Annotated in this window: 20 protein-coding genes; 17 read left to right on the top strand and 3 right to left on the bottom strand. The window is 60.4% G+C overall.

The annotated features are described in order from the left end of the window. Nucleotides 1-244: 244 nt before the first annotated feature. The 3 genes from AC06G8_RS22000 (at nt 245) to AC06G8_RS21990 (ending at nt 3,470) form a co-directional block, all read left to right on the top strand. Entirely contained in the window at nt 245-613 is a 369-nt protein-coding gene (locus AC06G8_RS22000) for a MerR family transcriptional regulator (RefSeq protein WP_480283970.1), read from the top strand. 12 nt (nt 614-625) lie between these two features. Then, nucleotides 626-1,870 (top strand): MFS transporter, encoded by a 1,245-nt coding sequence (locus tag AC06G8_RS21995; RefSeq protein ID WP_480283969.1) that lies wholly within the window; start codon nt 626-628, stop codon nt 1,868-1,870. A gap of 187 nt (nt 1,871-2,057) precedes the next feature. Next, nucleotides 2,058-3,470 (top strand): DEAD/DEAH box helicase, encoded by a 1,413-nt coding sequence (locus tag AC06G8_RS21990; protein ID WP_480283968.1) that lies wholly within the window; start codon nt 2,058-2,060, stop codon nt 3,468-3,470. Nucleotides 3,471-3,768: 298 nt separating this feature from the next. Here AC06G8_RS21990 and AC06G8_RS21985 read toward each other — a convergent pair whose 3' ends face one another. Continuing rightward, nucleotides 3,769-3,921, bottom strand: coding sequence for a DUF1540 domain-containing protein (locus AC06G8_RS21985; protein WP_447663264.1), 153 nt, complete (start codon nt 3,919-3,921; stop codon nt 3,769-3,771). Between the two features lie 198 nt (nt 3,922-4,119). Between AC06G8_RS21985 and AC06G8_RS21980 the strand changes: the two genes are divergently transcribed. From AC06G8_RS21980 to AC06G8_RS21925, 12 genes are all read left to right on the top strand, one after another. Further along, the gene (locus tag AC06G8_RS21980) at nt 4,120-5,820 is read left to right on the top strand and encodes a methyl-accepting chemotaxis protein (protein WP_480283967.1); all 1,701 of its coding nucleotides are present in this window, start codon (nt 4,120-4,122) and stop codon (nt 5,818-5,820) included. Between the two features lie 142 nt (nt 5,821-5,962). After that, nucleotides 5,963-7,024 (top strand): cupin domain-containing protein, encoded by a 1,062-nt coding sequence (locus AC06G8_RS21975; protein ID WP_480283966.1) that lies wholly within the window; start codon nt 5,963-5,965, stop codon nt 7,022-7,024. A gap of 170 nt (nt 7,025-7,194) precedes the next feature. Next, complete coding sequence (locus AC06G8_RS21970) at nt 7,195-8,349, top strand: DUF3500 domain-containing protein (RefSeq protein WP_480283965.1); 1,155 nt, start codon at nt 7,195-7,197, stop codon at nt 8,347-8,349. Between the two features lie 122 nt (nt 8,350-8,471). Beyond that, nucleotides 8,472-9,314: a KPN_02809 family neutral zinc metallopeptidase gene (gene ypfJ, locus AC06G8_RS21965; protein WP_480283964.1), complete on the top strand. Its 843-nt coding sequence runs from the start codon at nt 8,472-8,474 to the stop codon at nt 9,312-9,314. Between the two features lie 88 nt (nt 9,315-9,402). Beyond that, a complete protein-coding gene (locus AC06G8_RS21960) occupies nt 9,403-10,425 on the top strand; it encodes an AAA family ATPase (protein ID WP_447663259.1) in 1,023 nt (340 codons plus the stop codon). Beyond that, nucleotides 10,425-11,528, top strand: a complete 1,104-nt coding sequence (locus AC06G8_RS21955; protein WP_480283963.1) for a DUF58 domain-containing protein — start codon at nt 10,425-10,427, stop codon at nt 11,526-11,528. The genes AC06G8_RS21960 and AC06G8_RS21955 overlap by 1 nt, the downstream gene beginning before the upstream one ends. Next, nucleotides 11,525-13,033 carry a hypothetical protein gene (locus AC06G8_RS21950; protein WP_480283962.1) on the top strand — a complete coding sequence of 503 codons (1,509 nt, stop codon included), beginning with the start codon at nt 11,525-11,527 and terminating at the stop codon, nt 13,031-13,033. Before AC06G8_RS21955 ends, AC06G8_RS21950 begins: the two co-directional genes overlap by 4 nt. A 79-nt stretch (nt 13,034-13,112) precedes the next feature. Next, complete coding sequence (locus tag AC06G8_RS21945) at nt 13,113-14,642, top strand: phospholipase D family protein (protein ID WP_480283961.1); 1,530 nt, start codon at nt 13,113-13,115, stop codon at nt 14,640-14,642. A 251-nt stretch (nt 14,643-14,893) separates the two neighbouring features. Next, nucleotides 14,894-15,664 (top strand): HAD family hydrolase, encoded by a 771-nt coding sequence (locus AC06G8_RS21940; protein WP_480283960.1) that lies wholly within the window; start codon nt 14,894-14,896, stop codon nt 15,662-15,664. Nucleotides 15,665-15,757: 93 nt separating this feature from the next. Continuing rightward, nucleotides 15,758-16,966: an MFS transporter gene (locus AC06G8_RS21935; RefSeq protein ID WP_480283959.1), complete on the top strand. Its 1,209-nt coding sequence runs from the start codon at nt 15,758-15,760 to the stop codon at nt 16,964-16,966. Between the two features lie 237 nt (nt 16,967-17,203). Further along, nucleotides 17,204-17,566, top strand: a complete 363-nt coding sequence (locus AC06G8_RS21930; protein WP_480283958.1) for a tyrosine-protein phosphatase — start codon at nt 17,204-17,206, stop codon at nt 17,564-17,566. Beyond that, a complete protein-coding gene (locus tag AC06G8_RS21925; protein ID WP_480283957.1) occupies nt 17,560-18,357 on the top strand; it encodes a GNAT family N-acetyltransferase in 798 nt (265 codons plus the stop codon). Before AC06G8_RS21930 ends, AC06G8_RS21925 begins: the two co-directional genes overlap by 7 nt. 104 nt (nt 18,358-18,461) lie before the next feature. Here the strand turns inward: AC06G8_RS21925 and AC06G8_RS21920 are convergent, their stop codons facing one another. Next, on the bottom strand, nt 18,462-19,406 hold the full coding sequence (locus tag AC06G8_RS21920; protein ID WP_447663251.1) for an aldo/keto reductase family protein: 945 nt from the start codon (nt 19,404-19,406) through the stop codon (nt 18,462-18,464). A 156-nt stretch (nt 19,407-19,562) separates the two neighbouring features. Here AC06G8_RS21920 and AC06G8_RS21915 point away from each other — a divergent pair, with 156 nt between their 5' ends. Continuing rightward, complete coding sequence (locus AC06G8_RS21915) at nt 19,563-19,895, top strand: winged helix-turn-helix transcriptional regulator (protein WP_447663250.1); 333 nt, start codon at nt 19,563-19,565, stop codon at nt 19,893-19,895. A gap of 85 nt (nt 19,896-19,980) precedes the next feature. Here AC06G8_RS21915 and AC06G8_RS21910 read toward each other — a convergent pair whose 3' ends face one another. Then, nucleotides 19,981-20,931 (bottom strand): cation diffusion facilitator family transporter, encoded by a 951-nt coding sequence (locus AC06G8_RS21910; RefSeq protein WP_480283956.1) that lies wholly within the window; start codon nt 20,929-20,931, stop codon nt 19,981-19,983. Between the two features lie 270 nt (nt 20,932-21,201). Here AC06G8_RS21910 and rlmN point away from each other — a divergent pair, with 270 nt between their 5' ends. Then, nucleotides 21,202-22,293 (top strand): dual-specificity RNA methyltransferase RlmN, encoded by a 1,092-nt coding sequence (rlmN, locus tag AC06G8_RS21905; RefSeq protein ID WP_480283955.1) that lies wholly within the window; start codon nt 21,202-21,204, stop codon nt 22,291-22,293. Nucleotides 22,294-22,488: the final 195 nt, after the last annotated feature.

The raw sequence follows: 22,488 nt of genomic DNA, 5'->3' as shown, positions 1-22,488 counted from the left end.
ACATGCTATACCAGCCGCATGGAAGCGGAGCCTACCGGACAGGAGGCTCCGTTTTTTCTATGCCCAAGGGTTGCCGCCTGATTCAGATGCTTAAGCACGGATGAGGGGAAGTTAACGTTGACGTTAAGGTTAAGAAGTGATATCTTTGAGGTAATTGTTTTAGTAATAAATAATATAGATAGAAGGGATAACGATCTACAAAATCGAAGATGTCGCCAACCTGTGCGGCCTGACGAAGCGCACGGTGCGCTATTACGAAGAGATCGGGCTTCTGGCTCCGGAACGGAGCGAGGGAGGCTTCCGCCTCTACACCGAATCCGATGTGGAGAAGCTGAAGAAGATCATCAATGCCCGCGATGCGCTCGGCTTCTCGCTGCAGGAGCTTCAGGAGTACGTGTCGATCGGCGAAGAGCTGAGCGTCCTGCGGGACGGCATCCGCATCGTGGAGGATATCGAACGCAAGCGCTCCATGATCGGCGATATGGAGAAGACGGTGGAGAAGCAGCTGGAGATGATGGATCAGAAGATCGCCAAGATCGTGAAGATCCGATCGGAATTCATCGAGCTGAAGGACAAGATCCAGGAAGCGAAAATCAGATACGAAATCGAATAGGAGTGAGCCTTCGTGGCCAATACAACCCAACCTGCAGCAAAGCATGAATTGCCCGCCGCGCGCAGCGGCATTCTCAATCAGCCGCGCGCCGTATGGGCCGTTTTTTTTGCCGGCATTATCGCCTTCATGGGAATCGGGCTGGTCGATCCCATCCTGCCTGCCATATCCGAAAAGCTGAACGCGACGCCGAGCCAGGTCAGCCTGCTGTTCACCAGCTATAACGCCGTCATGGCTGTCGCCATGCTGATCACCGGCACGATCACCTCCCGGCTCGGCATGAAGCGGTCGCTGCTGCTCGGCGTCGTCATCATCGCCATCTTCTCCGCCCTCGGCGGCTTCTCGAACGGGATATGGGAGCTGGTCGGCTACCGCGGCGGCTGGGGCCTCGGCAATGCGCTGTTCGTAGCCACCGCGCTGACGGCGATCGTGTCGCTCTCCCGCAGCGGCGTCGCCAAAGCGATCATCCTCTATGAAGCGGCCATCGGCCTCGGCATCTCCGTAGGCCCGCTCCTTGGCGGCGAGCTCGGCTCGATTTCCTGGAGAGGACCGTTCCTCGGCGTCGCAGCCTTGATGGTGCTCGCCTTCATCGCGCTGACGTTGATGATGCCGAAGTCGGCACCGCCGAAGACGCCGGCTTATGCCCAGAAGAAGCTGTCGGCTTCCCTCCTGGATCCGTTCAAGGCGATGAAGCATCGGTCGCTTGTCGTTTTCGGGCTCACGGCATGCTTGTACAACTTCGGCTTCTTCACCCTGATGGCTTACGCTCCCTTCGTCATGGGACTGGACATCCACGGCATCGGCTACGTCTTCCTCGGCTGGGGGATTCTGCTCGCCTCCACCTCCGTGTTCATGGCGCCGAAGCTCCAGCGGGCGTTCGGCACCGTCAAATCGATGGCGGTCATGCTGGCGCTGTTCGGCCTCACGCTGCTGGCGATGGGCATCTGGACCGACATCCATTGGGTTGTCATCGCCTGCGTCATCTTTGCAGGGGCTCTGCTCGGCAACAACAACACGCTGATCACGACAGGCGTCATGAACGCGGCTCCCGTCGAGCGTTCGACCGCTTCCGCCGCCTACAGCTTCCTGCGGTTTCTCGGCGGCGCGATCGCGCCTTATTTTGCCGGCAAGCTGGCCGAGTGGTTCAATCCCCATGTGCCGTTCATCGTAGGAGCCGCCTTCGTGCTCGTCTCGGTGGCCTACATTCTCGCCAATCGCAAGCATGTGAAGCATGTCGATGAGGTCGAGGCTGCCCATTGATGAATGTTCCCGAGCATGCCCACAGCAAGCAGGCTGCCGCTGGCGGCCTGCTTTTTTGGACGGTGCCGGAGCCTGAATGGAAGCGGCTTCTGCCAATGTTCCTGTATTCCGGCTCTCCGATGGGTTATGATGGAGGGGAACGGTTCGTGAGCACACGCGAAAATAGACGTTTAACATAGGAGACCATATGAAATTCGAAGAACTGAACATCGCGCCAGCCATTCTCAAGGCGCTGAGCAAAGAAAACTACACGCAGCCTACGCCGATCCAGGAGAAGGCGATTCCGGCTGCGCTTGAAGGACGGGACGTGCTTGGCTGCGCCCAGACCGGCACAGGCAAGACGGCCGCGTTCTCCATCCCGATCATCCAGAAGCTGAGCGCTGGACGTCCGGGCGGCGGCAAGCCTTCAGGCAAGCGGGTCATCCGCTCGCTCATCCTGACGCCGACGCGTGAGCTTGCCATCCAGATCGAAGAAAACATCAAAGCCTACAGCCGGTTCACCGAGCTGCGCAGCGTCGTCATCGTCGGCGGCGTCTCCCAGCACGGTCAGGAGCTGCAGCTGCAGCGCGGCACGGATATCCTGATCGCGACGCCGGGCCGGCTGATCGACCTCATCAACCAGAAGCATGCCGATCTGCAGCATGTCGAAGTGCTTGTGCTGGACGAAGCCGACCGCATGCTCGACATGGGCTTCATCAACGACGTGAAGAAGATCATGACCAGGCTGCCCGCCAAGCGGCAGACGCTGTTCTTCTCCGCCACGATGCCTCCGGAGATCGCCCGTCTCGTGGAGTCACTGCTCGTGAATCCGGTCAAGATCGAAATCACCCCGGTGTCCTCGACGGTCGATCGGATCGAGCAGTCGGTGTACCTCGTCGACAAGGAAAACAAGCTGTCCCTGCTTACCCATCTGCTGCAGGACGAGACGATCTCCTCGGTGCTTGTATTCACCCGCACGAAGCATGGAGCGGACCGCGTCGCGAAGGGCCTGGCGAAGAAAAGCATATCCGCCCAGGCGATTCACGGCGACAAGTCCCAGAACGCGCGCCAGGCTGCTCTGAGCAACTTCAAGAAGGGCGCGACGCGGGTGCTCGTAGCGACCGATATCGCCGCCCGCGGCATCGATATCGACGAGCTGTCCCATGTCATCCAGTTCAATCTGCCCAACATGCCGGAGACGTACGTGCACCGGATCGGCCGTACCGGCCGGGCCGGACATAGCGGAATCGCCGTTTCGTTCTGCGAGGTGGAGGAGCTCCCTTACCTCAAGGATATCGAGAAGGTGACGAAGAAGAAAATTCCGGTTGTATCCGACCATCCGTACCCGATGCTGGGGGCTCCGGCGCCATCGGAGAAGCCGGCCGGACAGGCGAAGCAAGGCTCCTCCAAGGGCGGAGGCGGCCAAGCGAGGCAGGGCGGCCGCGGCGGCCAAGGAGCGCAGGCGAAGCAAGGTTCCCCGGGAAGCGGCGGCGGTCAAGCCAAGCAGGGAGGGAGCCAAGGCAGCCAGTCGGGGCAAGGAGCCAAGCAGAGCTGGCAGCGCCGAGGTGGACAGCGTCCGGCAGGAGAGCGCACGGCAGCTCCGGCGAACAAGGGCCGCTAAGCAGCGGGCAGGTACTGCATCAGCAAGCTAGAGCGGCGTCAGCCGCCCGGCCAGAGGGCCGGGCGGTTTTTTTGCGTATAAGAATCTAGGTGGGATCCAAGCAAGATGGTGCCTCGGAGCGGGAGGCGTGCGGAGATGCGGCAGATGGGAATGGAGGCTGTCGAGAAGCTTGTTCAAGCCTGCAAGGGTGCGGGTTGAAAAATTTTCCCAAACAGTGATAATCATTATCACTGTTGGTTATGCTAAAGGGGAGCCGGAAATGAAAACGGACAGCCGGCGGTCGGCTGTCCGAGTCGAATCAGATTTTCGGTTCGAACGTTCTGCAGTCCGTTTCTTCGGAATTGCTGGCTTTTTTGCTGTGGCTGACGACATAAATGGATGCAGCCGCGCATTTATTGCCGGCAGCCCAGTACCGGCAGGAGTTCACTTCGCAAAGAACATCTTTGGCCATTGCATTCACCTCCCTGCTTATTAGCATGGCCGAACGGCAGGGGGGCTTATACCTTGGCTGCTTCCACGCCCGATTCCTCGAGTATCTCGATTCCAACAAACTGAAAGCCTGCCAATCACTTTTTGCCATTCCTCAATTTTTTTCTCCACTCCGTCGATAACATACGTATCTTTTGATACGGAGGGATCCAGAGACCCCATGAAAATTAATTTCAACATTAGAATGAAGCTGATCGGCAGCTTTGTTTTGGTTTCCTTGCTTTTTGGACTGTCATCCGTCTTTACGATCCGCACCGTAGATGATACGAAGAAATCCTATGACTACATCGTCAATACGGCAGGTGAATTGAGGTCTCTCGCCCAATCCATCCAGACCGATTCCGCGATGCAGATCAGCGCTTTCCGCGCTTATATGCTGTATGGAGATGCCAAGTACAAAACCCAGATCTATGACGCCAACAACCGGATCGACGCCGCAGTCAAAAAAGGGCTTGAGCTTGCAACTCTGGAGGAAACCGAAAAACGGCTGCAAGCTATCGACGATGCCAATCAGCAATTCAAGCAAGTAACCGTGAAGGTGATGAACAGTTATTTGAGCAACAAGAAAAAGGCGGCGGAAGAAGGCGTCACGATCATTCTTCCCGTCAGCGAATCCATTACGAGCCAGGCTGATTCCATGACGGAGTGGATAGGCGACACCGTTATCCGCAACAATGTCAGGAAGGCGGGAGACCAGGCTAATGCAGGCTTGATCGCCGTCATCGTCATCAGCACGGCGGCCGCTCTGGTCGCACTGGCGCTGGGCATCCTCGTGTCGTGGTTCCTCACCCGTCCGCTCATCCGGCTGTCTGAATCGGTGAAGCAGGTAGCGGAAGGGAATCTGACGGGGGACAAGCTCGTTATCCGCGGCCGGGACGAAATATACCAGCTGAACGAAGCCTTCCATGAGATGACGGTCGGACTGAAAGAAATGATCGGGGGCATTGCCGGAAGCGCTGGACAGCTGGCCGCATCCGCCGAGCAGCTCAAGGTAGGGGCGCAGCAGTCGGGCAAGGCTGCCGAGACGGTCGCCTCCGCCATCCAGGAAATCGCGGGCGGCGCCGAGATCACGACGATGCGGCTGGATCAGAACCAGAATGCCCTCCAGGAAGTGCTGGGTGGCGCAAGGCTCATCTCGGCGAGCTCCGAGAGCGTGCTGCAGTTCTCCCGCCAGACGTTCGACGAGGCGGAGGATGGAAGCCGGTATGTGGAGGACAACCTGAACCAGATGAGATTCATTCATGAATCGGTCCAAAGATCCAATGAGGTGATCGCCTCGCTGTCCGGACGCTCCCGCGAAATCGGCGGCATCCTGAAAGTCATCGCGGATCTGGCCCGTCAGACCAACCTGCTCGCCCTGAACGCCGCGATCGAAGCCGCCCGCGCCGGCGAGCACGGCAGAGGCTTCGGAGTCGTGGCCGGCGAAGTAAGGGCGCTTGCGGAGCAATCGCAGCAGTCGGCCAAAAACATCGGCGCCTTGATCGCCGGCATCCAGCAGGACACGGAAGCATCCGTCGCCATCATGAGCGAGGTCGTGGCTGGTGCGCAGCAGGGACTGAGCATATCGGAGCTCACCTCGGAGAAGTTCTCCCGAATTCTGTCCGGCACAGAACATATGATTCCGCATATCGAGGAAATGGCGGCCGTCGTGAAGCAGATTACGGGCAGCATTCAGGAGGTCACCGACGCGGCCTCGCAGATCGCCGGCATCGCCCAGTCCCATGCGGCCGGCTCGGAGGAAGCCGCGGCCTCGACCGAGGAGCAGCTCGCGTCGATGGAAGAGATCCATGCTTCGGCCAGCAGCCTCTCCGCTATGGCGGAAGAGATGAAGCAGCTGGTTGACCGGTTCAAGATCGAATAGCTTGCTGAAGCGCGGGCCTGTGCCCGTGCTTTTTTGTCTTTTTTTTGAATGCAGGCAATGGGCTTGCTGGCAGTGAGGAGCAGATCGGCCGTTCTGGGCATACAGTGAACTAGACTGCAACCCAGAGTGGAGGAATAAGAACGTGACCGATTCTGTCCTGCAATCCCCTAATCTGACCTTATGCGCAGACTCCAATGAGGTGCTGAATTTCAAGCGAGATCCGCATAACTACATTACGCAGCTGTTCGGCGAGCAGCTCCCGGCCATCCGAACGGGTCTTTTCAACGTACACTTGACTAAAGGCATCATCATTCAACCCCATTGGCATACCAATGCGACGGAGCTGGTCTTCGTCATCAGCGGTGAAGTCATGACTTCCGTATTCGACCCGTTCACTCAGAAGCTGATGAGCTGCAAGCTGAAGCCGGGTCAGGTCGCCGTCTTGCCCAAGGGCTGGTTCCACTGGATCGTGACGCTGTCCGAGAAGGCGCATATCCTGACTATATTCGATCAACCGACTCCGGATATCGTCTATGGCTCGGACTTCCTCCGTTTTACGCCCAAGGAAATCATGAATCTCGCGTACTGCGTCGATGAAGAAGAATATGCCAAGGCGGTGGCGCCGATCCAGCAGTCCCTCATTCTTGGGCCGCCTCCGGGCTGCGGCAAGGTACAGGCGCTGCAGGAGGCTTCCGGCGGTTACGGCTACGGCGCAGGCCACGCTCAGCCGCTCATGCAGGGAATGCCCGGCATGTACGGCCATGGATATGGCGGCGGGCAGATGATGCCGGAAATGCAGGGAATGCCCGGCATGTACGGCCATGGATATGGCGGCGGACAGATGATGCCTGAAATGCAGGGAATGCCCGGCATGTACGGCCATGGATATGGCGGCGGGGACATGATGCCGGAAATGCAGGGAATGCCCGGCATGTACGGCCATGGATATGGCGGCGGGGACATGATGCCGGAAATGCAGGGAATGCCCGGCATGTACGGCCATGGATATGGCGGAGGGCACATGATGCCGGAAATGCATGGAATGCCGGGCCCGTACGGCCATGCCTATTCGTACAAATCCCCGGCTGCTCAGCATGAGGGGCGTGAGGGCCGCATGGGCGCTGACCAGCCGGAGGAAGCTGGAATGTACGTGTATGGCGGGAGCGGGCGTTTCGCTCCGGCAACCGGCCGGACGAACGGATAAGTCGTCTGCAGAGGGGCGATGCCCTCAGTCATCCAATGGACTGAGGGACCGCTTCTTTTTGCGTTCTCCCGAAATAATGGAATGATCAGGCAGCCGAATGCGAATGCTAGGGCATGACAGGCAGGCGCCGCACCCGTTATTTCATCTTGATAAAGGAGTCTTACCCGATCATGAACAAAAGCATAGCCGCAGCGGCGCTTCTGGCGCTGACGCTGGCTTGGCCGGGCACTTCCTCCGGCGCGCAGGGAACAGCCGCATGGGCCGCATCTAAAGGCGAGGCCAATCCGGTCCAGAAGCCGGCTCCCGGCAAGAAGGGAAGCGGGGCGGATGTGTACAACGCCTTACAGCAAGGCGTCGCCCGCGAGGCGACGGCTGCTTGCTCCCGATTGCCCCATGACAGCCGAGTCGCTTGTCTTGCCCGCGCGCTCGAGGATACCCTCGCACCGCAGCAGCGCAAAGCGATCCGGTATCCGTTTACAGCGAAGCATGCGGTGGATTGGAGCTATTTCCCGCTCGAGGAGGCGCCCCGGAACGGCATTTCTCTGGGCTCGATGAGTCCCGCCAGCCTGGAAGCCTTCAAAGCGCTTGCTGCGGAAGCCCTTGGACCGCATGGCTACCATACGATGAAGGCGATCCTATTGGCCGATCAGGCGGAGCAGGAGGCTTCCGGCAATCCAAAATGGGATTCCCGCTTTTATCAGGTGGCGTTTCTGGGCGATCCGAGCGAATCGAGCCCATGGATGCTGCAGATCAGCGGCCACCATCTGGCTATCAACCGAACGTATCATACGCGCGAGCAAGGCTTGACCCCCATGTTCGTCGGCATCGAGCCGAGAATCTCTGCGGCGGGCGGCCGAACCTATGGACCGATGGAAGGCCGGCTCAAAGCCTCCTACGAGCTGTTCCGCTCTCTGCAGCCAGATCAGCTGGCAGCGGCTCAGCTCGAGGAGAAGTTCGAGGATGTGCTTCTCGGACCGGGCAGGGATGCGAGGTTCCCCGAGCACGAGGGCCTTCCGTACGCCCATCTGGACGACAAGCAGAAGCGCAAGGTGAGAGAGGCCGTCACCGGCTGGGCGATCGATGCCCATCCTTCCGACATGCCGCAGCTGCTGGCGGACTACTTCACGGAGGAAGCTCTGGATAGGACCTACATCGGCTGGTCGGGCTCGTTGGACGAAACGGGGCCGGGCTCCTACCTTCGGATCGAGGGCCCTCGCTTATGGATCGAATCCGTCGTGAAGAGGGAAGCTGCGATGCCCGGACGCGGCCATGTCCATTCCGTCTGGCGCGACCGCAAAGCCGATTACGGCGGATGCTTTTTCTGACAGCCGGCACCGGGCTGGCCTCATGAAAGCTCTTCCAGCGTCAAACCGCCTCCCGCGGGTATATCAAAGGTAAACCTTTCAACGGGAATACGACCTTTGGAGACAGACGAGGAGGAGTCGCCATGCGATGGCAAGGCAGACAAGGAAGCGGCAATGTGGAGGACCGCAGGGGAATGGGCGGCGGAGGCAAGCTGGTCGGCGGCGGAATCGGCGGGATCATCCTGATACTGATCGTCACGCTTCTCGGCGGAAACCCCGGCGACCTGCTCGGAGGCATGACCGGCGGGCAGAGCTCCTCGGAGCCCTATGAGCAGACGCAGCAGGAGCAGGAGCTGTCCCAGTTCGTGTCGGTCGTGCTGGCGGACACCGAGACGGTATGGAGCGACGTGTTCCAGAAGCAGGGAATGACCTACGAGAAGCCGACGCTCGTCCTTTACAGCGATTCGGTCCAATCCGCCTGCGGCAGCGCGACCTCGGCGGTGGGACCGTTCTATTGTCCGGGCGACCGCAAGCTGTACATCGACCTCAGCTTCTATGACGAGCTGAAGCAGAGGTTCAAGGCGCCGGGCGACTTCGCGATGGCTTACGTCATCGCCCACGAGGTCGGCCATCACGTGCAGACGCTGCTCGGCACGATGGACAAGATCGCTCCGCTGCGCGATAAGCTCAGCGAGACGGAGTACAACAAGTACCAGGTCCGGCTGGAGCTGCAAGCGGACTATTATGCCGGGGTCTGGGCCCACTACGAGCAAGGAAACAATCTGCTCGAGGAAGGCGACGTCGACGAGGCTATGACGGCGGCCAGCGCGGTCGGCGACGACAGCATCCAGCAGCAGTCGCAAGGTTATGTCGTGCCGGAGAGCTTCACGCACGGCACGTCGGAGCAGCGCAAGCGCTGGTTCTACAAGGGCTTCGAATCGGGGACGATCAAGGGCGGAGACACGTTCAGCGTCCAGAATCCTTGATCTCATCCATCCAGGCAGGCGGGCTCTTCCGGGAGTCCGCTTGTCTGTTTTTTCCAGAACCCATTTGCTAGAATAGAATCGTAGAGGCATGCGGCCTGCTGAAGGCCCGCCTCAAGCGACGATATCGAGAGGAAGTGGGAAGGTGCATCAAGTGCAGCAGCTGGCCGCCAGAGTGAAGGAGAACATCAACCGGGTAATGGTAGGGAAGGATCGAGAGATCGACCTGCTGCTGACAGCTCTGCTGGCATCGGGGCATGTCCTGCTCGAGGATGTGCCGGGAACGGGCAAGACGATGCTGGCCAAGAGCCTGGCCGCATCGCTCAGCCTCGACTTCCAGCGGATCCAGTTCACCCCGGACCTGCTCCCCTCCGACTTGACGGGGATCCACTACTACCATCAGAAGGACGGCGAATTCTATTTCCGCAAAGGTCCTTTGTTCACGCAGATCGTGCTCGCCGACGAGATCAACCGCGCCACGCCCCGCACGCAGTCGAGCCTTCTGGAATGCATGGAAGAGCGGCAGATCAGCATCGAAGGCAAGACGATGGAGCTGCAGAAGCCGTTCATGGTGGTGGCGACCCAGAATCCCGTCGACAACCAAGGCACGTTCCCGCTGCCGGAAGCGCAGATGGACCGATTCATGATCCGGATGAATCTGGGGTATCCTTCCCGTGAGGAAGGCAGGGAAATCCTGCTGCGCACCGTAGGCGCCGTCTCCCCTTGGACGGAAGCGCTGCGGCCGGCCGCCTCGGCGGCGGAGGTGCTGGAGGCGCAGCGGCTGTGCGCCGGCGTATCGGTGCATGCCGACTTGCTCGATTACATGGTCGCCCTTGCGGAGGCGAGCCGCTCCAATCCGGGAGTCGCGCTCGGCATCAGCCCTCGCGGCACCCAGGCATGGATGCGGGCTTCCCAAGCCTATGCGGCCATGCACGGCCGCAGCTATGTGCTGCCGGATGACATCAAGCGGCTGGCTGTGCCGGCATGCGCCCATCGAATCGTGCTGAAGAGGCGTCATTCGACGGAGGTCCGGCCGACGGAAGCGCTCGTTCAGGAGCTGCTTGACGCGATGCCCGTGCCGAGCGAAGAAGGCCTTGGGGCCGAGGCCCGCTGATGGAGCTGCTGCTCCTGCTTGCCGTCTGCGGAGCTCTCGTTTACGCTCAGGGACTGGTGCTCGGCAAAGGATCGCTGCGCGGGGTGAAGGTGTCCCGCCGCTTCAGCGAGGAAGCCTACTACGCAGGCGAACGGCTGGAAATTGTCGAGACGATCGAGAATGCCAAGGGGCTTCCCGTACCGTGGCTGCGCCTGGAGACGATGCTTCCCGCCTCTATCGTCTTCCGCGGCCGCGGAGATACGTCCGTCAGCCGGGGCCGAATCTATCAGAACCATACGAGCCTGTTCACGCTGCAGCCGCGTGTCAAGATCGTCCGCACCCATCAGACGACCTGCGTCAGCAGAGGCGTATTCGTCATGGAGACGGCGTCGCTGACAGGCGGCGACCTGTTCTCCATCCACACGCCGTCGATCACCTTGTCGCTTCCGCATACGCTCACTGTATACCCGGCTCCGATGGAAGAGAGCGCCATGCCCGACTCCTGGCGAAGCTGGCAGGGAGAGCTCGAGGTGAGGCGCTGGATCGTCGAGGACCCGTTCGTCGCCAGCGGCACGCGGGCGTACTTGCCCGGAGACGCGTTCAACCGCATCGATTGGAAGGCATCGGCCCGCTCGCTGGAGCTGCAGGTGCGCCGGCATGGGCATACGGCCGATCCCCGCGCCATGATCCTGCTGAACATCGAAGAATCCGAAATGATGTGGGACCGGGTGACGAGGCCGGACGACATGGAGGCAACGATCAGCTGCGCGGCTGCTCTGGCTGCAGGAATGCTGGGCCGAGGCCTGGCGGCCGGATTCGCCCATAATGGAACGGTCAGCCGGCACTCGGACGATACCGGGAGAGTGGAGTTCGGCAGCGGCAGCGGGAAGCTCGAGGAGACGCTCGCTTCCATGGCTGCGGTAGAACCGAGGATTCGGATGCCGTTTCATGAGCTGCTTCGGCGAGAAGCCGAGATGGAGCTGTCCGCCGGGATGGATTATCTGCTCGTGACGGCGTTCCGGTCGGACCGGATTATGGAGGCTGCAGCCCTGCTGGAGCAGTCCGGCCACCGCGTTGCTTTTGTGGAACCGCCTGTCCGTACGAACGGAGGGAGACGGCCATGAGACGAGATCGTTCCGCCGCCGGTCCCGACCCCCGTTCCGTGCCGGATGCGGCTTCTTCCCCGCAGGGAGGAGCTGCGCGCCACGATCAGGCTGGAGACGGAGGGGAGCGTGCGGCCATGCAAGCTCCGCATTCCGGCCTTGAACTCCAGGCCGGCCAAGCGCCAAGGGTGGTCGGCCGTCAGCCTCTAGCGGATCCGTCCATGCTGGCCTTTTCGCTGCTCGAATGTCTGGCGCTGTATCCGGTCCTGCTGCTCGGAGCTGTCTTCCCCATGTTCCGAGCTGCGGAGCTGCCGCTATTCCTGCCGCCGCTGCTGCTCGGCCTCATCGTGCTGGCGCTCCATGCGGCGGCTGCGATTGCCGGGAGCCGCGTATCCCTAGGGCCTGCCGGGCGGCTGGCCAAGGCATTCCTCGCTCTGGCTGGCGCCGGCGCGGGAGCCTGGATCGGCCTGAGGCTGTTCCCCGGCGCATCCGAGACCGGAGCCGCCATCCGCGCTTGCGTATGGGGATTTGCCGCCGGAGCCGCAGCTGCCAGAGGGCTTATCGCAGGGCGGCGATCGCTGTGGAACCAGGCTGCGCCGATGCTCGTCCAATTGGGGATGCTGGCCTCGTTCGTCATCTATATCGTCGTCCTGACGAATGCCTACTTGAAGCCGTACGCCTTCTCCGTCCAGGCCTCCTTCACGCTTGCCCTGTGCCTGTATCTGCTTCGCCTGAACCGCCTTCAGGTCCAGCATGCCGCCGGCAAGGACGGGTTCGGCTGGCGGGGCACTCCCGCGATGCGGTATTGGAACCGGCTGCTGACAGGGTCCCTCGTCGCGCTCATGCTTGTGATCGGTGCCTGGCAAGGGCTTGCCGATTCCTTGCGCCATCTCCGCGACGCGCTGCTGGCCGCGCTGAGGCGTCCCCCCGCAGAGCAGGGGCTGCCCCCGCTCGAGCCGCAACAACCGCCTGCAGGCGAAGCGGGGCCCATGCAGCTGCCGGAGGCCAAGGAGCCGAACGAATGGATCGTGCTGATCGGCAATATCCTGATCGTCATCGTTCTTTTGATCGCCGCCGTCCTGCTGGCTTACTTCCTGTACCTCCTCCTGCGGCGCTTCCTTCCGGAGCGGATCCGCCAGCTGGCGGAAGCGCTGTTCCGCAGGCTCAAGCTGCTGAGGTCGCTCAAGGAGCCGGCCGGGGCGGGCTACTCGGACGAGGTCATCAAGCTGGAGCGGGTGCCCCGCAAGCGCAAGAAACGCTCCGCTGGCCGCAAGGCGCAGGAGGAGCCGAAGGGCGACGGCCGCGATCCGCGGATGCGGTATCGCTCCTTCATCCGCAGCGCGATAGCCGAAGGCTACGAATACAGGCCCAGCCTGACTCCCGAAGAGCATGCCGCCAATCTGTCCGCGGCGGAAGAGGCCTTCACCTCCCTGACGCCGGAGGAGGCTGGCAAGCTCGCGCAGACATACGGAGAAGCCAGGTACGGGAAGGCGGAGGACCGGACTCGAGGCCGCGGCGGCTCTTAGGGATGCAGGCGAGCCTGTTTCAAATAGCAGCCAAGGGCGGTACACAAGGAAGAGAACCCTGTTAGGAGAGAACCTATCCATGAAACGACGAGCTTCGATCCCATCGCATCCTGTCTCTCCAAGCCGGGTCCAAGGCCGGTCCGGCCGGCATTCGAGGCCTTTTTACCGCAAGCCCTGGCTGCTTGCCGTCCTTGCCTTGCTGATTCTGTATGCTGGCGTCGTCGTTTATCAGACCCATAAGCCGCTCCCTCCCGGAGTATCCTTCGAGGGAACCGTCCATTACGTTCCGGACGGCAGCCTGGAGCTGCTTAACGATCTCACGCATCGGGACGCCAGCGGCGGGCAGCAGGTGGAGCAGCAGATTTTCGAGCGCATGTTCCAGGCGATCGGCAACGCGAGGCAGTTCATCGTTCTCGATATGTTCCTGTATAACGGCTATGCCAACAAGGGACAGTCCTACCCGCCGCTCAGCCGCAAGATGACGGACAAGCTGATCGAGCAGAAGAAGCGGTACCCCGAGCTTGCGGCAATCGTCATTACCGACGATGTCAACACCTCCTACGGCTCCCATGACGATCCGGAGCTGGAGCTTCTGAAGCGTGCGGGCATCCAGGTGTCGATTACGAACGTCAACCCGCTGCGGGACTCCAATCCGCTCTACACCGCCGCCTGGAGGATGACGGCCGGCTGGTTCGGGCAGCACGGCAAGGGCTGGCTTCCGAACAAGATGGCGAGCGAGGCGCCGGACATGACGCTGCGCGCTTACTTGAAGCTCGTCAACGCCAAGGCCAACCACCGCAAGGTGCTCATTACGGAGAAGGAGCTCGTCCTTGCAAGCGCCAATGCCCATGATTCCAGCTTCTATAATTCCAACAGCGGTTATGCCGTAAGCGGAAGCAGCGGGCTGATCGGAGAAGCGCTGCGGACCGAGCAGGCGGCTCTCGATCTGTCCAAGGCAGGCATCAGGCTGCCTGATCCTCCTCCGCCTGCGGCAGCCGAATCGGCCGGGCAAGGAACGATCGGCGTCCAGCTGCTGACCGAGGGCAAGATCCGCAAGCATGTGCTTGCCGATCTGAAGGCTGCCGGCGCCGGCGACACCGTGTGGATGGGCATGTTCTATCTGGCCGACCGCAGCGTCGTGCGGGCGCTGCTGGATGCATCCGGGCGGGGCGCCGCAATCCGGCTTATCCTGGACCCGAACGAAGTCGCCTTTGGCAACGGCAAGATCGGCATCCCGAACCGTCCCGTGGCGCAGGAGCTTGCGGACAAGTCGGACGGGAACATCCAGATCCGCTGGTACAACACGGACAAGGAGCAGTATCATGTCAAGGCAATGCTCATCGCAGGTCCGGAAGGCGCGGTCATCCATAACGGCTCCGCCAACTTCACGGCCCGCAATCTCGACGATCTGAACCTGGAGTCGAATCTGAGAATAACGGCCCCTTCCGGGAGCCGTGCGGCGATGGAGGCGGAAGCTTATTTCCAGCGGCTCTGGTCCAATGAGGATGCGCCGTATACAGTCGAATACGGCCAGTACGAGAATGACACGGTCTGGATCAAGCGTGTGCTTTACCGAGTCCAGGATCTGCTTGGCTTTACGACCTTTTGACGGATCAAGCCGCTCTCGGCCCTATGGGGCCGGGGCGGTTTTTTTGCCGCTTGCGGTGCAGGACCGGATGCAATCGACGGAATTCATCCCTGAATAATCGCGGCATTGCTGCCTAATAGCCAGAGACAAGCGCGGAAAGCGGCCTTGCCGGCCTTCCGCTGTCTATGCAAGAGCTATGCCTATCCTTTATATTGGGAAAAAGAGCGCTCCGCAAACGGACGGAAAGCGCGACAAGGGAGAGGACAAGCCATATGCCGCAGATCGTCGCAGCAGGCCGCATATTCGAAGCGGAAGCCATTTTGTTCGACAAGGATGGAACGCTCCTGGATTTCGTTCATACCTGGGGGGCATGGACGCGCCATATGAGGCAGCATTTCAGCGCCCGGCTGGAGGGATGGGGGCTTGAACCGCTGTCTCTGGAAGAGCTGGGCAACGAGTGGGGAATCTCGTTCGCGCCGGAGGGCAATGCCGAGAGCTATGACCGCAGCGGCCCTCTGTCGATGGGTACGCTGCATGAGCTGCTGGCGCTGCTGAGCGCATGCGGCTATCGGCACGGCCTGTCCTGGGCGGATGCCCGGGTGGCGGCCCATGAGAGCTGGCAGCATGCCGACCGTGAGCTCGACCGGGAGCGGGCCGCTCTCGCCCTGCCCGGCGTGACGGAGCTGCTGGCAGCCTGCCGCGCGGCCGGCATCCCGATGGCCGTCGTGACGGCCGACGAAACGAACGCGGCGGTCAAGCATCTTTCCTGGCTCGGCCTCGAAGGCCACTTCGGCGAAATCATCGGCACCGACCTTGTCGAACGCGGCAAGCCCTATCCCGATCTGGCGGAGCTCGCCTGCCGCCGGATGGGACTGGACATATCCAAGGTCGTCATCATCGGCGACTCCAACGGGGATATGCTCATGGCCAAGGCGGCCGGAGCGGCGGCTGCGATCGGACTGGCTGCGGGCGATGCCGCGCTTCAGCTGCCGGATGCCGACGTCGTCGTGGCTTCCTGCGCAGATATACGGCTGCTGCCATAGTGCCGAAGCTGTCACATTTTCCTTATTGTGGAACATTGAATCCGTGATAGATTGAAGAAAACGGTTTCTTGGCCGTAAGGAGGATGGACATCCTTGAAGTCCTGGAAGCATGCAGCCCTTCTCGTCGGCGGATTGGGGTTTTCTCATCTCGGCAACTGGATCTATTTCGTCGCCATCAACATCGCCCTGCTGGAGCTGACGGACGGCTCCGCTGCCGCTATGGCAGGACTGTTCGTCATCCGGCCGATCGCGCTCCTGCTGACGAACTTCTGGTCAGGCAGCATCGTCGACCGCACCGATGTGCGCAAGCTCATGATGCTGACCGACCTCGTGCGCGGCACGCTCATGCTTTTTATTCCTTTCGCCTCCTCTGTATGGGTCATCTTCGGACTCATTTTCCTCATCAGCCTGGCCGGATCGTTCTTCGGTCCGAGCCAGTCGGTCTACATCACGAAGCTCATCCCGGCGGAAGACCGCCAGCGGTTCAACTCCATTCTCGGCATGAGCAGCTCGGGCGCCTTCCTGCTCGGGCCGGCCATATCCGGGCTGCTCATCTATCGTTTCGGCACGGACCTCAGCATCTATTTCAACGCCGTCACCTTCTTCGTCTGCGCCTTGATGATCTCGCTGCTGCCGGCGGTTCCTCGGCTCGAGGGGCCGGCCCGGGAACCCGTCACGCTGCGCATGCTTCGGAGCGATTGGGGCGTCGTGCGGAGCTTCGTCCTGACCGCGCCGTCCTTCCTGGCCATCTATCTGCTGTTCCAAAGCTCCGTCATCATCGGCTACTCGATCGACTCTCAAGAACTGACGTATATCAAGCAGCATCTCAAGCTGTCCACGGAGCAATACGGGTTCATCGTCAGCGTGACAGGGATCGGAGCGCTGGCCGGCTCCTTCACGGCAGCCCTGCTCGCGAAGCGGATCTCCTGGCGCTGGTTTCTAGGCCCGGCGACGCTTCTGACGAGCGTTTTCTACTTCCTTTTCTATCTGTCGCATACGTTTTTCCTGGCTGCGGCGGCATTCGTCCTGCTCAGATTTTTCATGTCCTATGTCGGCACCGGCTACGCCACCTGGTTTCAGAAGCAGGTGCCGTCCGACAGAATGGGCCGAGTGGCCAGCCTTGCCGACGCGGCGCAGGGAGCGCTGCAGAGCGGCCTTACGCTTGCGGTCGGCGGACTTGCGGATGTGCTTGGGCTGCAAGCGGTGTGCCTGGCCTTCTCGGCGGCTGCCATCGCGCTCAGCCTGGGCCTGAGCATGAAGGTATGGGGTCGAAATCAGTCGAAAACGAATCCGGAATGCTGAGTATTACTTCGAAATACTTGATGGCAATTCAGACGGATCTGGGCGGCTGCGGTGCCGGCAGCCATGCGGTTTTGCAGGATAAACGAATAGCAGACGCTATCATTTTGCACGAGAGATGCTTAGGAACCGCCAGCTGTTTGCAAGACTTGGCGGACCGACCGCAGCTGACCCACCGCCCCTGAACGGTTGGAGCATACGGCCGGCTTCGCTCGAAGACAGAAAAGGAGAGTGCATTCCATGAAGGAACAGCTGGAGGCTGGCTTGAATAGGAGAGAGCTCGGCGGCTGCATGGCCGCGGACGGCAGGCAGGTGAAGGAGGGCGTCCTGTTCCGTTCGGGCGAGCTGCATCGCCTGACGGCTGAGGAAGCTCTTTATGTGGAGTCGCTCGGCATGACGGCCGTCTGCGATCTGCGCACCGAGTCTCATCTGGAGCGGGTCCGTTCGGTGCTGGCCTTCCGAGAGGAATACATTCAGGCCGCGTTCGACGAGATCCGGCGCGTCCACGGTACGCCCGAAGCCTTTTTGAGGGGTGGAATCGGCTTGACGGAGCCGCAGCTGGAGCAGCTGGGAGAGTGGTATCTGGAGCCGGCCGCATGCTGATTCCGACCGCGCAGCCCTGTTCCAAGGAAGAGATCGGCATTCTGATCGATGAATATTTGAGGAGCTTTGCGGTTCCTTTCGACTCCTTCCTGGAGGAGCATATTCTGGAGTCCGCCTTCTATTCGTTCCATTCAGGCACCGGCTTGGCCGGTTATTACGCCATACATGGCGAAGCGCTGCTGACGCAGTTCTACATCCGCATTCCTTGGCTGAAGCACTCGCAGGTGCTGTTCGGACAAGTGATGGAGCATCATTCGATCCAGTCGCTGCTGCTCCCGACCTGCGACGAGCTGTTTCTCAGCCTGGCGCTCGATAGGGGCTTCCCCATCCGGAAGCAGGCCTATTTGTTCCAGGAAGGCATCCCGCTGCACGCCGTTGCGGCGCCGGATCGCCAGGAAGAAATCTTCCGTCCGGCCGAGATCGGGGATGAGGAGACAATCGGCAACGTGTGCGGCGAGTTTTTGGATCAGTACGAGCAGCGGATCGCCAGCGGCGAGCTGTTCGTCCTTTTCAGGGGAAACCTGCTGCTCGGCATCGGAGTGCTGGAGAAGTCGAGGCTGTTCGAAGGGACAGCGAGCATAGGGATGTTCGTGAACGAGTCCTGCCGCAACCAGGGCGTAGGGAAGAGCTTGATCCTTCGGCTGAGGCAGCGATGCGCGGAGCACGGGCTGACGGCGGTCAGCGGATGCGGGTACGGCAATGAGGCCTCCAAGCGGACGCTGGAGAGCGCGGGAATGGCGACGAGGACGAGGCTGCTGAGAATTTCGGCGGACGGTCATTCTGTTCGATGACGCAGAGGACTGTCGAGGCGCGGAGCAATAGGCATAGGAAAAAAGAGTCCGAGCATCTGGAAATCCAGCTGCTCGGACTCTTTCGGCTTCTCGCAGACGCGTCTTTATTTTCCTTCGAGGATGCCCTCGATCTTGTCGACGATTTCCTGGGTCAGCTTGACGCCGGAAGCCTTGGCATTCTCGACGACCTGCTCCGGACGGCTCGCGCCGACGAGGGCGCTGGCTACGTTCGGCTGGCGCAAAATCCAGGCGAGCGCCAGCTGGCCGACGGTCAGGTCCAGATCGGAAGCGATGGCGCCGAGCTCGCGGACCTTGGCGATCTTCTCTTCCGTGATGCCGTTCTTCATCCACTCCAGCTTCGCGGCGCGGCTGTCGGCCGGGATGTTGTCCACGGATGTGTACTTGCCCGTCAGCAGGCCCTGGGCGAGCGGCGAGAAGACGACTTGTCCCACTCCGCTGCGCTCGCTGTACGGAATGATCTCCGGCTCGATGTAGCGGTTGAACATGTTGTACTGCGGCTGGTTGACGACGATGCGGTCCAGCAGGTAGCGGTCGGCGATGGCATGCGCTTCCGCGATCTGGGATGCGGTCCACTCGCTGACGCCGACGTACAGCACCTTGCCTGCGCGGACGAGATCGTCCAGCGTGCGCAGCGTTTCGTAGAGAGGCGTCTCGGGATCGTGGCGGTGGCAGTACATGATGTCCACGTAATCGACGTCGAGGCGCTTCAGGCTCGCATGGAACTGATCCGTCAGATGCTTGCGCGAGAGGCCCCTGTCGTTGGGCAGATCGCCCATCGGCCAGAATGCCTTCGTAGCGAGCAGGTAGGAGTGGCGGGGGAACGCTTTGATCGTTTCGCCGACGAGCGTCTCGGCCGCTCCTCTTTCGTACACGTTGGCCGTATCAAAAAAGTTGATTCCCAAATCGTAAGCGGCATGAATGGCTTTCACCGCGTTCTCGCGCTCGACGTAGCCGCCGTAGGTCAGCCAGCTGCCGAGGCTGATCTCGCTCACCTTGGCGCCGGTGCTTCCAAGCCTGCGATAATCCATAGAGAATCCCTCCTATAATTGAATGCGCTTGCCTTATCACGGCTAATTGTACGCATGTTTCTATCTCAGGGGAAGTAGTGAAAATATCCTCACTTTATTATATAGAGGATATCTACTATACTGAGGTTTACTAGCTTTCGCAAAGGAGATTTGTCCATGGCAAGCAGCAACTACATTCCCAAAAACCCCGACACGATCGATTGCAATATTGAAAAAACGCTGGATGTCATCGGCGGCAAATGGGCCTTCCTCGTCCTGCGGGAGCTGTTCTGCGGCACCCGCCGCTTCGGGGAGCTGCAGCGCCTGATCCCGGCCGTAAGCCCCCGGGCGCTTACGAGCACCCTTCGCCACATGGAGGAGAAGGGAGTGCTGGAACGCAAAGTCTATCCGACCGTACCCGTCACGGTCGAATATACGCTCACCCCCAAGGGGCAGGATCTGCATCAGATCATCAAGGAAATGAAGCTGTGGGCGGCTAGATGGACATGAAAAAAAGCACCCTTAATAGGGCGCTTAAATAAGGTGTTATTTAGAAATGCTGAGTAATGCTTGAGCGGCATGCAAGTCTGCCTGTTCAAGCTCGGCTGCCCGTCAGTTCCCGCCTGCTTTTCAAGAATTCCCGGCCGTATTCGCCATGCGGATTGATGCCGGCATGCTCGAGTTGAATCGTCGAATGGGAGATGCCGTACTTCTGCTTCAAGGTCTCGTTGATATTGAGGATGATGCAGAACGGCTGGATATTCTCATCGGCGAACACATGAGCCGTAAGCGAATAATGGTCGGTCGATACGGCCCATAGATGCATCTCATGCACGTCCTCGACGCCTTTGACCTGCCGGATCGAGGCGCGGATCGCCTCCAGATCGAATTCGCGGGGCACGGACTCCATCAGGACGAGATAGGCTTCGCGCGTGATGCGGGCGCCGCCGATGAAGATGATGCCGCCGATGACGAGGCTGATGAGCGGATCGAACCAGACTCTGCCGGTCAGCAGGATGAGCAGCGCCGAGACGATGACGCCGACCGAGCTCAGCAGATCGCCGAAGAAATGCCAGAGGGCGCTCTTCACGTTCAGATTGTCCTCTTCCTTCATGCTGCGGCTGAGGACGATCGTCAGCACGAGATTGACGACGAGGCCGATGGAGGCGATGGCGAGCATCAAGCCGTACTGGATCGGCTCCGGATGGAGGAAGCGGCGGATGCCCTCGACGAAGATGCCGACCGAGATGACCGCGAGCGCAAGTCCATTCAGGAAGGAAGCGATGATTTCGAAGCGCAGGTAGCCGAACGTGAACCTTGCATCCGGCTGCCGGGAGGCCATGTAGATAGCGGTCATGCTGAGTCCGAGGGCGATGACGTCGGAGATCATATGGGCGGAGTCGGACAGCAGGGCCAGCGAGTTCGACAGCAGTCCGCCGACGATCTCGACGATCGTGAAGAACAAGGTCAGAAGCAGCGTGATCCATAACGTCTTCTTGGACCGGGATTGCTCCTTGACGTGCTGGAGATGATGAAAATCAACCACTCGGATCTCGACCTTTCCATTTAAATTATAGTTATTATTATATTACTCCTGTTATTAGATGGTTACAATTCTTTTAAATGAGACTCGTTTTCAGCGCAATGACGATGATAATCAGCTTCAGAGCAGGCTTTGTCGGCGAAAGAATGCAGGTCGTCGGGCCCTGCGTGCCCGCGTGCCTTCCTAGGCTTGTCCCGGCTTGAAATATCGGGCGGCTTATGGGACGATAAAGCGAGCCTGGATGCTGAAAAGAAGAAAGAGGTTTGAATATAGATGAACACCCTGTACGGACTTACCCAGGAGCAGCTGGAAGCTTGGCTCGGGGAACGCGGACACCGCAAGTTTCATGCGATGCAGGTATGGGAAAGCCTCTACCGCAGACGCGTCCGGACATTCGGCGAAATGGCCAATGCCGGAGTGAAAAAGGAATGCGTGCAGCTGCTGGAGGAGAACTGGCGGCTCGGCACGCTTGAAGAGCATACGCGCCAGGAATCGATGGACGGCACGGTCAAGTTCCTGTTCCGTCTGCAGGACGGCAATCTGATCGAGACGGTGCTCATGAAGCACAAGTTCGGCTTGTCGGTATGCGTCACGACCCAGGTCGGCTGCAACATCGGCTGCAGCTTCTGCGCCAGCGGCCTGCTCGCGAAGAGCCGCGACCTCACCGCAGGCGAGATCGCGGAGCAGATCATGCGGGTGCAGCTGTATCTGGACGAAGCCGGCCTGGACCAGCGGGTCAGCCATATCGTCGTGATGGGCATCGGCGAGCCGTTCGACAACTACACCCATCTCATGAATTTCCTGGCGATCGTGCAGCATCCGAAGGGGCTGGCGATCGGTCCGCGCCATATCACCGTATCGACGAGCGGCCTTTCCGCCAAGATCCGCGACTTCGCCGACAGCGGCGTGCAGGCCAATCTGGCCGTGTCGCTGCATGCGCCGAACAACGAGCTGCGCACGCGGATCATGAAGATCAACAAGGCGATTCCGATCGAGAAGCTGCTGGAGAGCATCGATTATTACCTCGACCGGACGCGCCGCCGCATCACGATCGAGTACATTCTGCTCAAGGATGTCAACGATCTGCGGGAGCATGCGCAGGAGCTGTCGGATCTGATGCGTTCGCGGCCCCAGCTGATGAAGCTGGCCAACGTGAATCTGATTCCGTACAATCCGGTCGACGAGCACAGCCAGTACCAGCGCAGCACGCCGGAGGCGATCGACGGCTTCTACGACACGCTCAAGAAAAACGGCGTCAGCTGCAGCGTGCGGCTGGAGCATGGCGCGGATATCGATGCGGCCTGCGGCCAGCTGCGCAGCAAGCAGCTGCGTGCGGATGGCGGCAAGAGCGAAGCGGCGGTCTGACCCGCCTGTTTTCCCATAAAGCTTTCCGCCTCGGCGGAAAGCTTTTTTTGCAGTCGAGATGAAGGCAGCACGTTCAGGATGAGGGCAGCGCGATCAGATGAAGATCTATATCAAATGTAGACGAAGGCGCCGAGCTCTGGACACCTCGCTTTCCCGCATATACGATAAAGGCCGACGGCCGCCGCAAGGCTGCAG

It is taken from the genome of Paenibacillus sp. SJS-P3 (genome assembly GCF_056711585.1).
The sequence above is the reverse complement of the archived record's forward strand: the minus strand, read 5'-3'. Positions and strand labels throughout refer to the sequence as shown.

Bases quoted from the DNA above. Each gene is read 5' to 3' on its own strand.
- AC06G8_RS21990 (WP_480283968.1), top strand. From the start codon at position 2,058: ATGAAATTCGAAGAACTGAACATCGCGCCAGCCATTCTCAAGGCGCTG.
- AC06G8_RS21985 (WP_447663264.1), bottom strand. From the start codon at position 3,921: ATGGCCAAAGATGTTCTTTGCGAAGTGAACTCCTGCCGGTACTGGGCT.
- AC06G8_RS21980 (WP_480283967.1), top strand. From the start codon at position 4,120: ATGAAAATTAATTTCAACATTAGAATGAAGCTGATCGGCAGCTTTGTT.
- AC06G8_RS21970 (WP_480283965.1), top strand. From the start codon at position 7,195: ATGAACAAAAGCATAGCCGCAGCGGCGCTTCTGGCGCTGACGCTGGCT.
- ypfJ (WP_480283964.1), top strand. From the start codon at position 8,472: ATGCGATGGCAAGGCAGACAAGGAAGCGGCAATGTGGAGGACCGCAGG.
- AC06G8_RS21960 (WP_447663259.1), top strand. From the start codon at position 9,403: ATGCGGCCTGCTGAAGGCCCGCCTCAAGCGACGATATCGAGAGGAAGT.
- AC06G8_RS21955 (WP_480283963.1), top strand. From the start codon at position 10,425: ATGGAGCTGCTGCTCCTGCTTGCCGTCTGCGGAGCTCTCGTTTACGCT.
- AC06G8_RS21950 (WP_480283962.1), top strand. From the start codon at position 11,525: ATGAGACGAGATCGTTCCGCCGCCGGTCCCGACCCCCGTTCCGTGCCG.
- AC06G8_RS21945 (WP_480283961.1), top strand. From the start codon at position 13,113: ATGAAACGACGAGCTTCGATCCCATCGCATCCTGTCTCTCCAAGCCGG.
- AC06G8_RS21940 (WP_480283960.1), top strand. From the start codon at position 14,894: ATGCCGCAGATCGTCGCAGCAGGCCGCATATTCGAAGCGGAAGCCATT.
- AC06G8_RS21930 (WP_480283958.1), top strand. From the start codon at position 17,204: ATGAAGGAACAGCTGGAGGCTGGCTTGAATAGGAGAGAGCTCGGCGGC.
- AC06G8_RS21925 (WP_480283957.1), top strand. From the start codon at position 17,560: ATGCTGATTCCGACCGCGCAGCCCTGTTCCAAGGAAGAGATCGGCATT.
- AC06G8_RS21920 (WP_447663251.1), bottom strand. From the start codon at position 19,406: ATGGATTATCGCAGGCTTGGAAGCACCGGCGCCAAGGTGAGCGAGATC.
- AC06G8_RS21915 (WP_447663250.1), top strand. From the start codon at position 19,563: ATGGCAAGCAGCAACTACATTCCCAAAAACCCCGACACGATCGATTGC.
- rlmN (WP_480283955.1), top strand. From the start codon at position 21,202: ATGAACACCCTGTACGGACTTACCCAGGAGCAGCTGGAAGCTTGGCTC.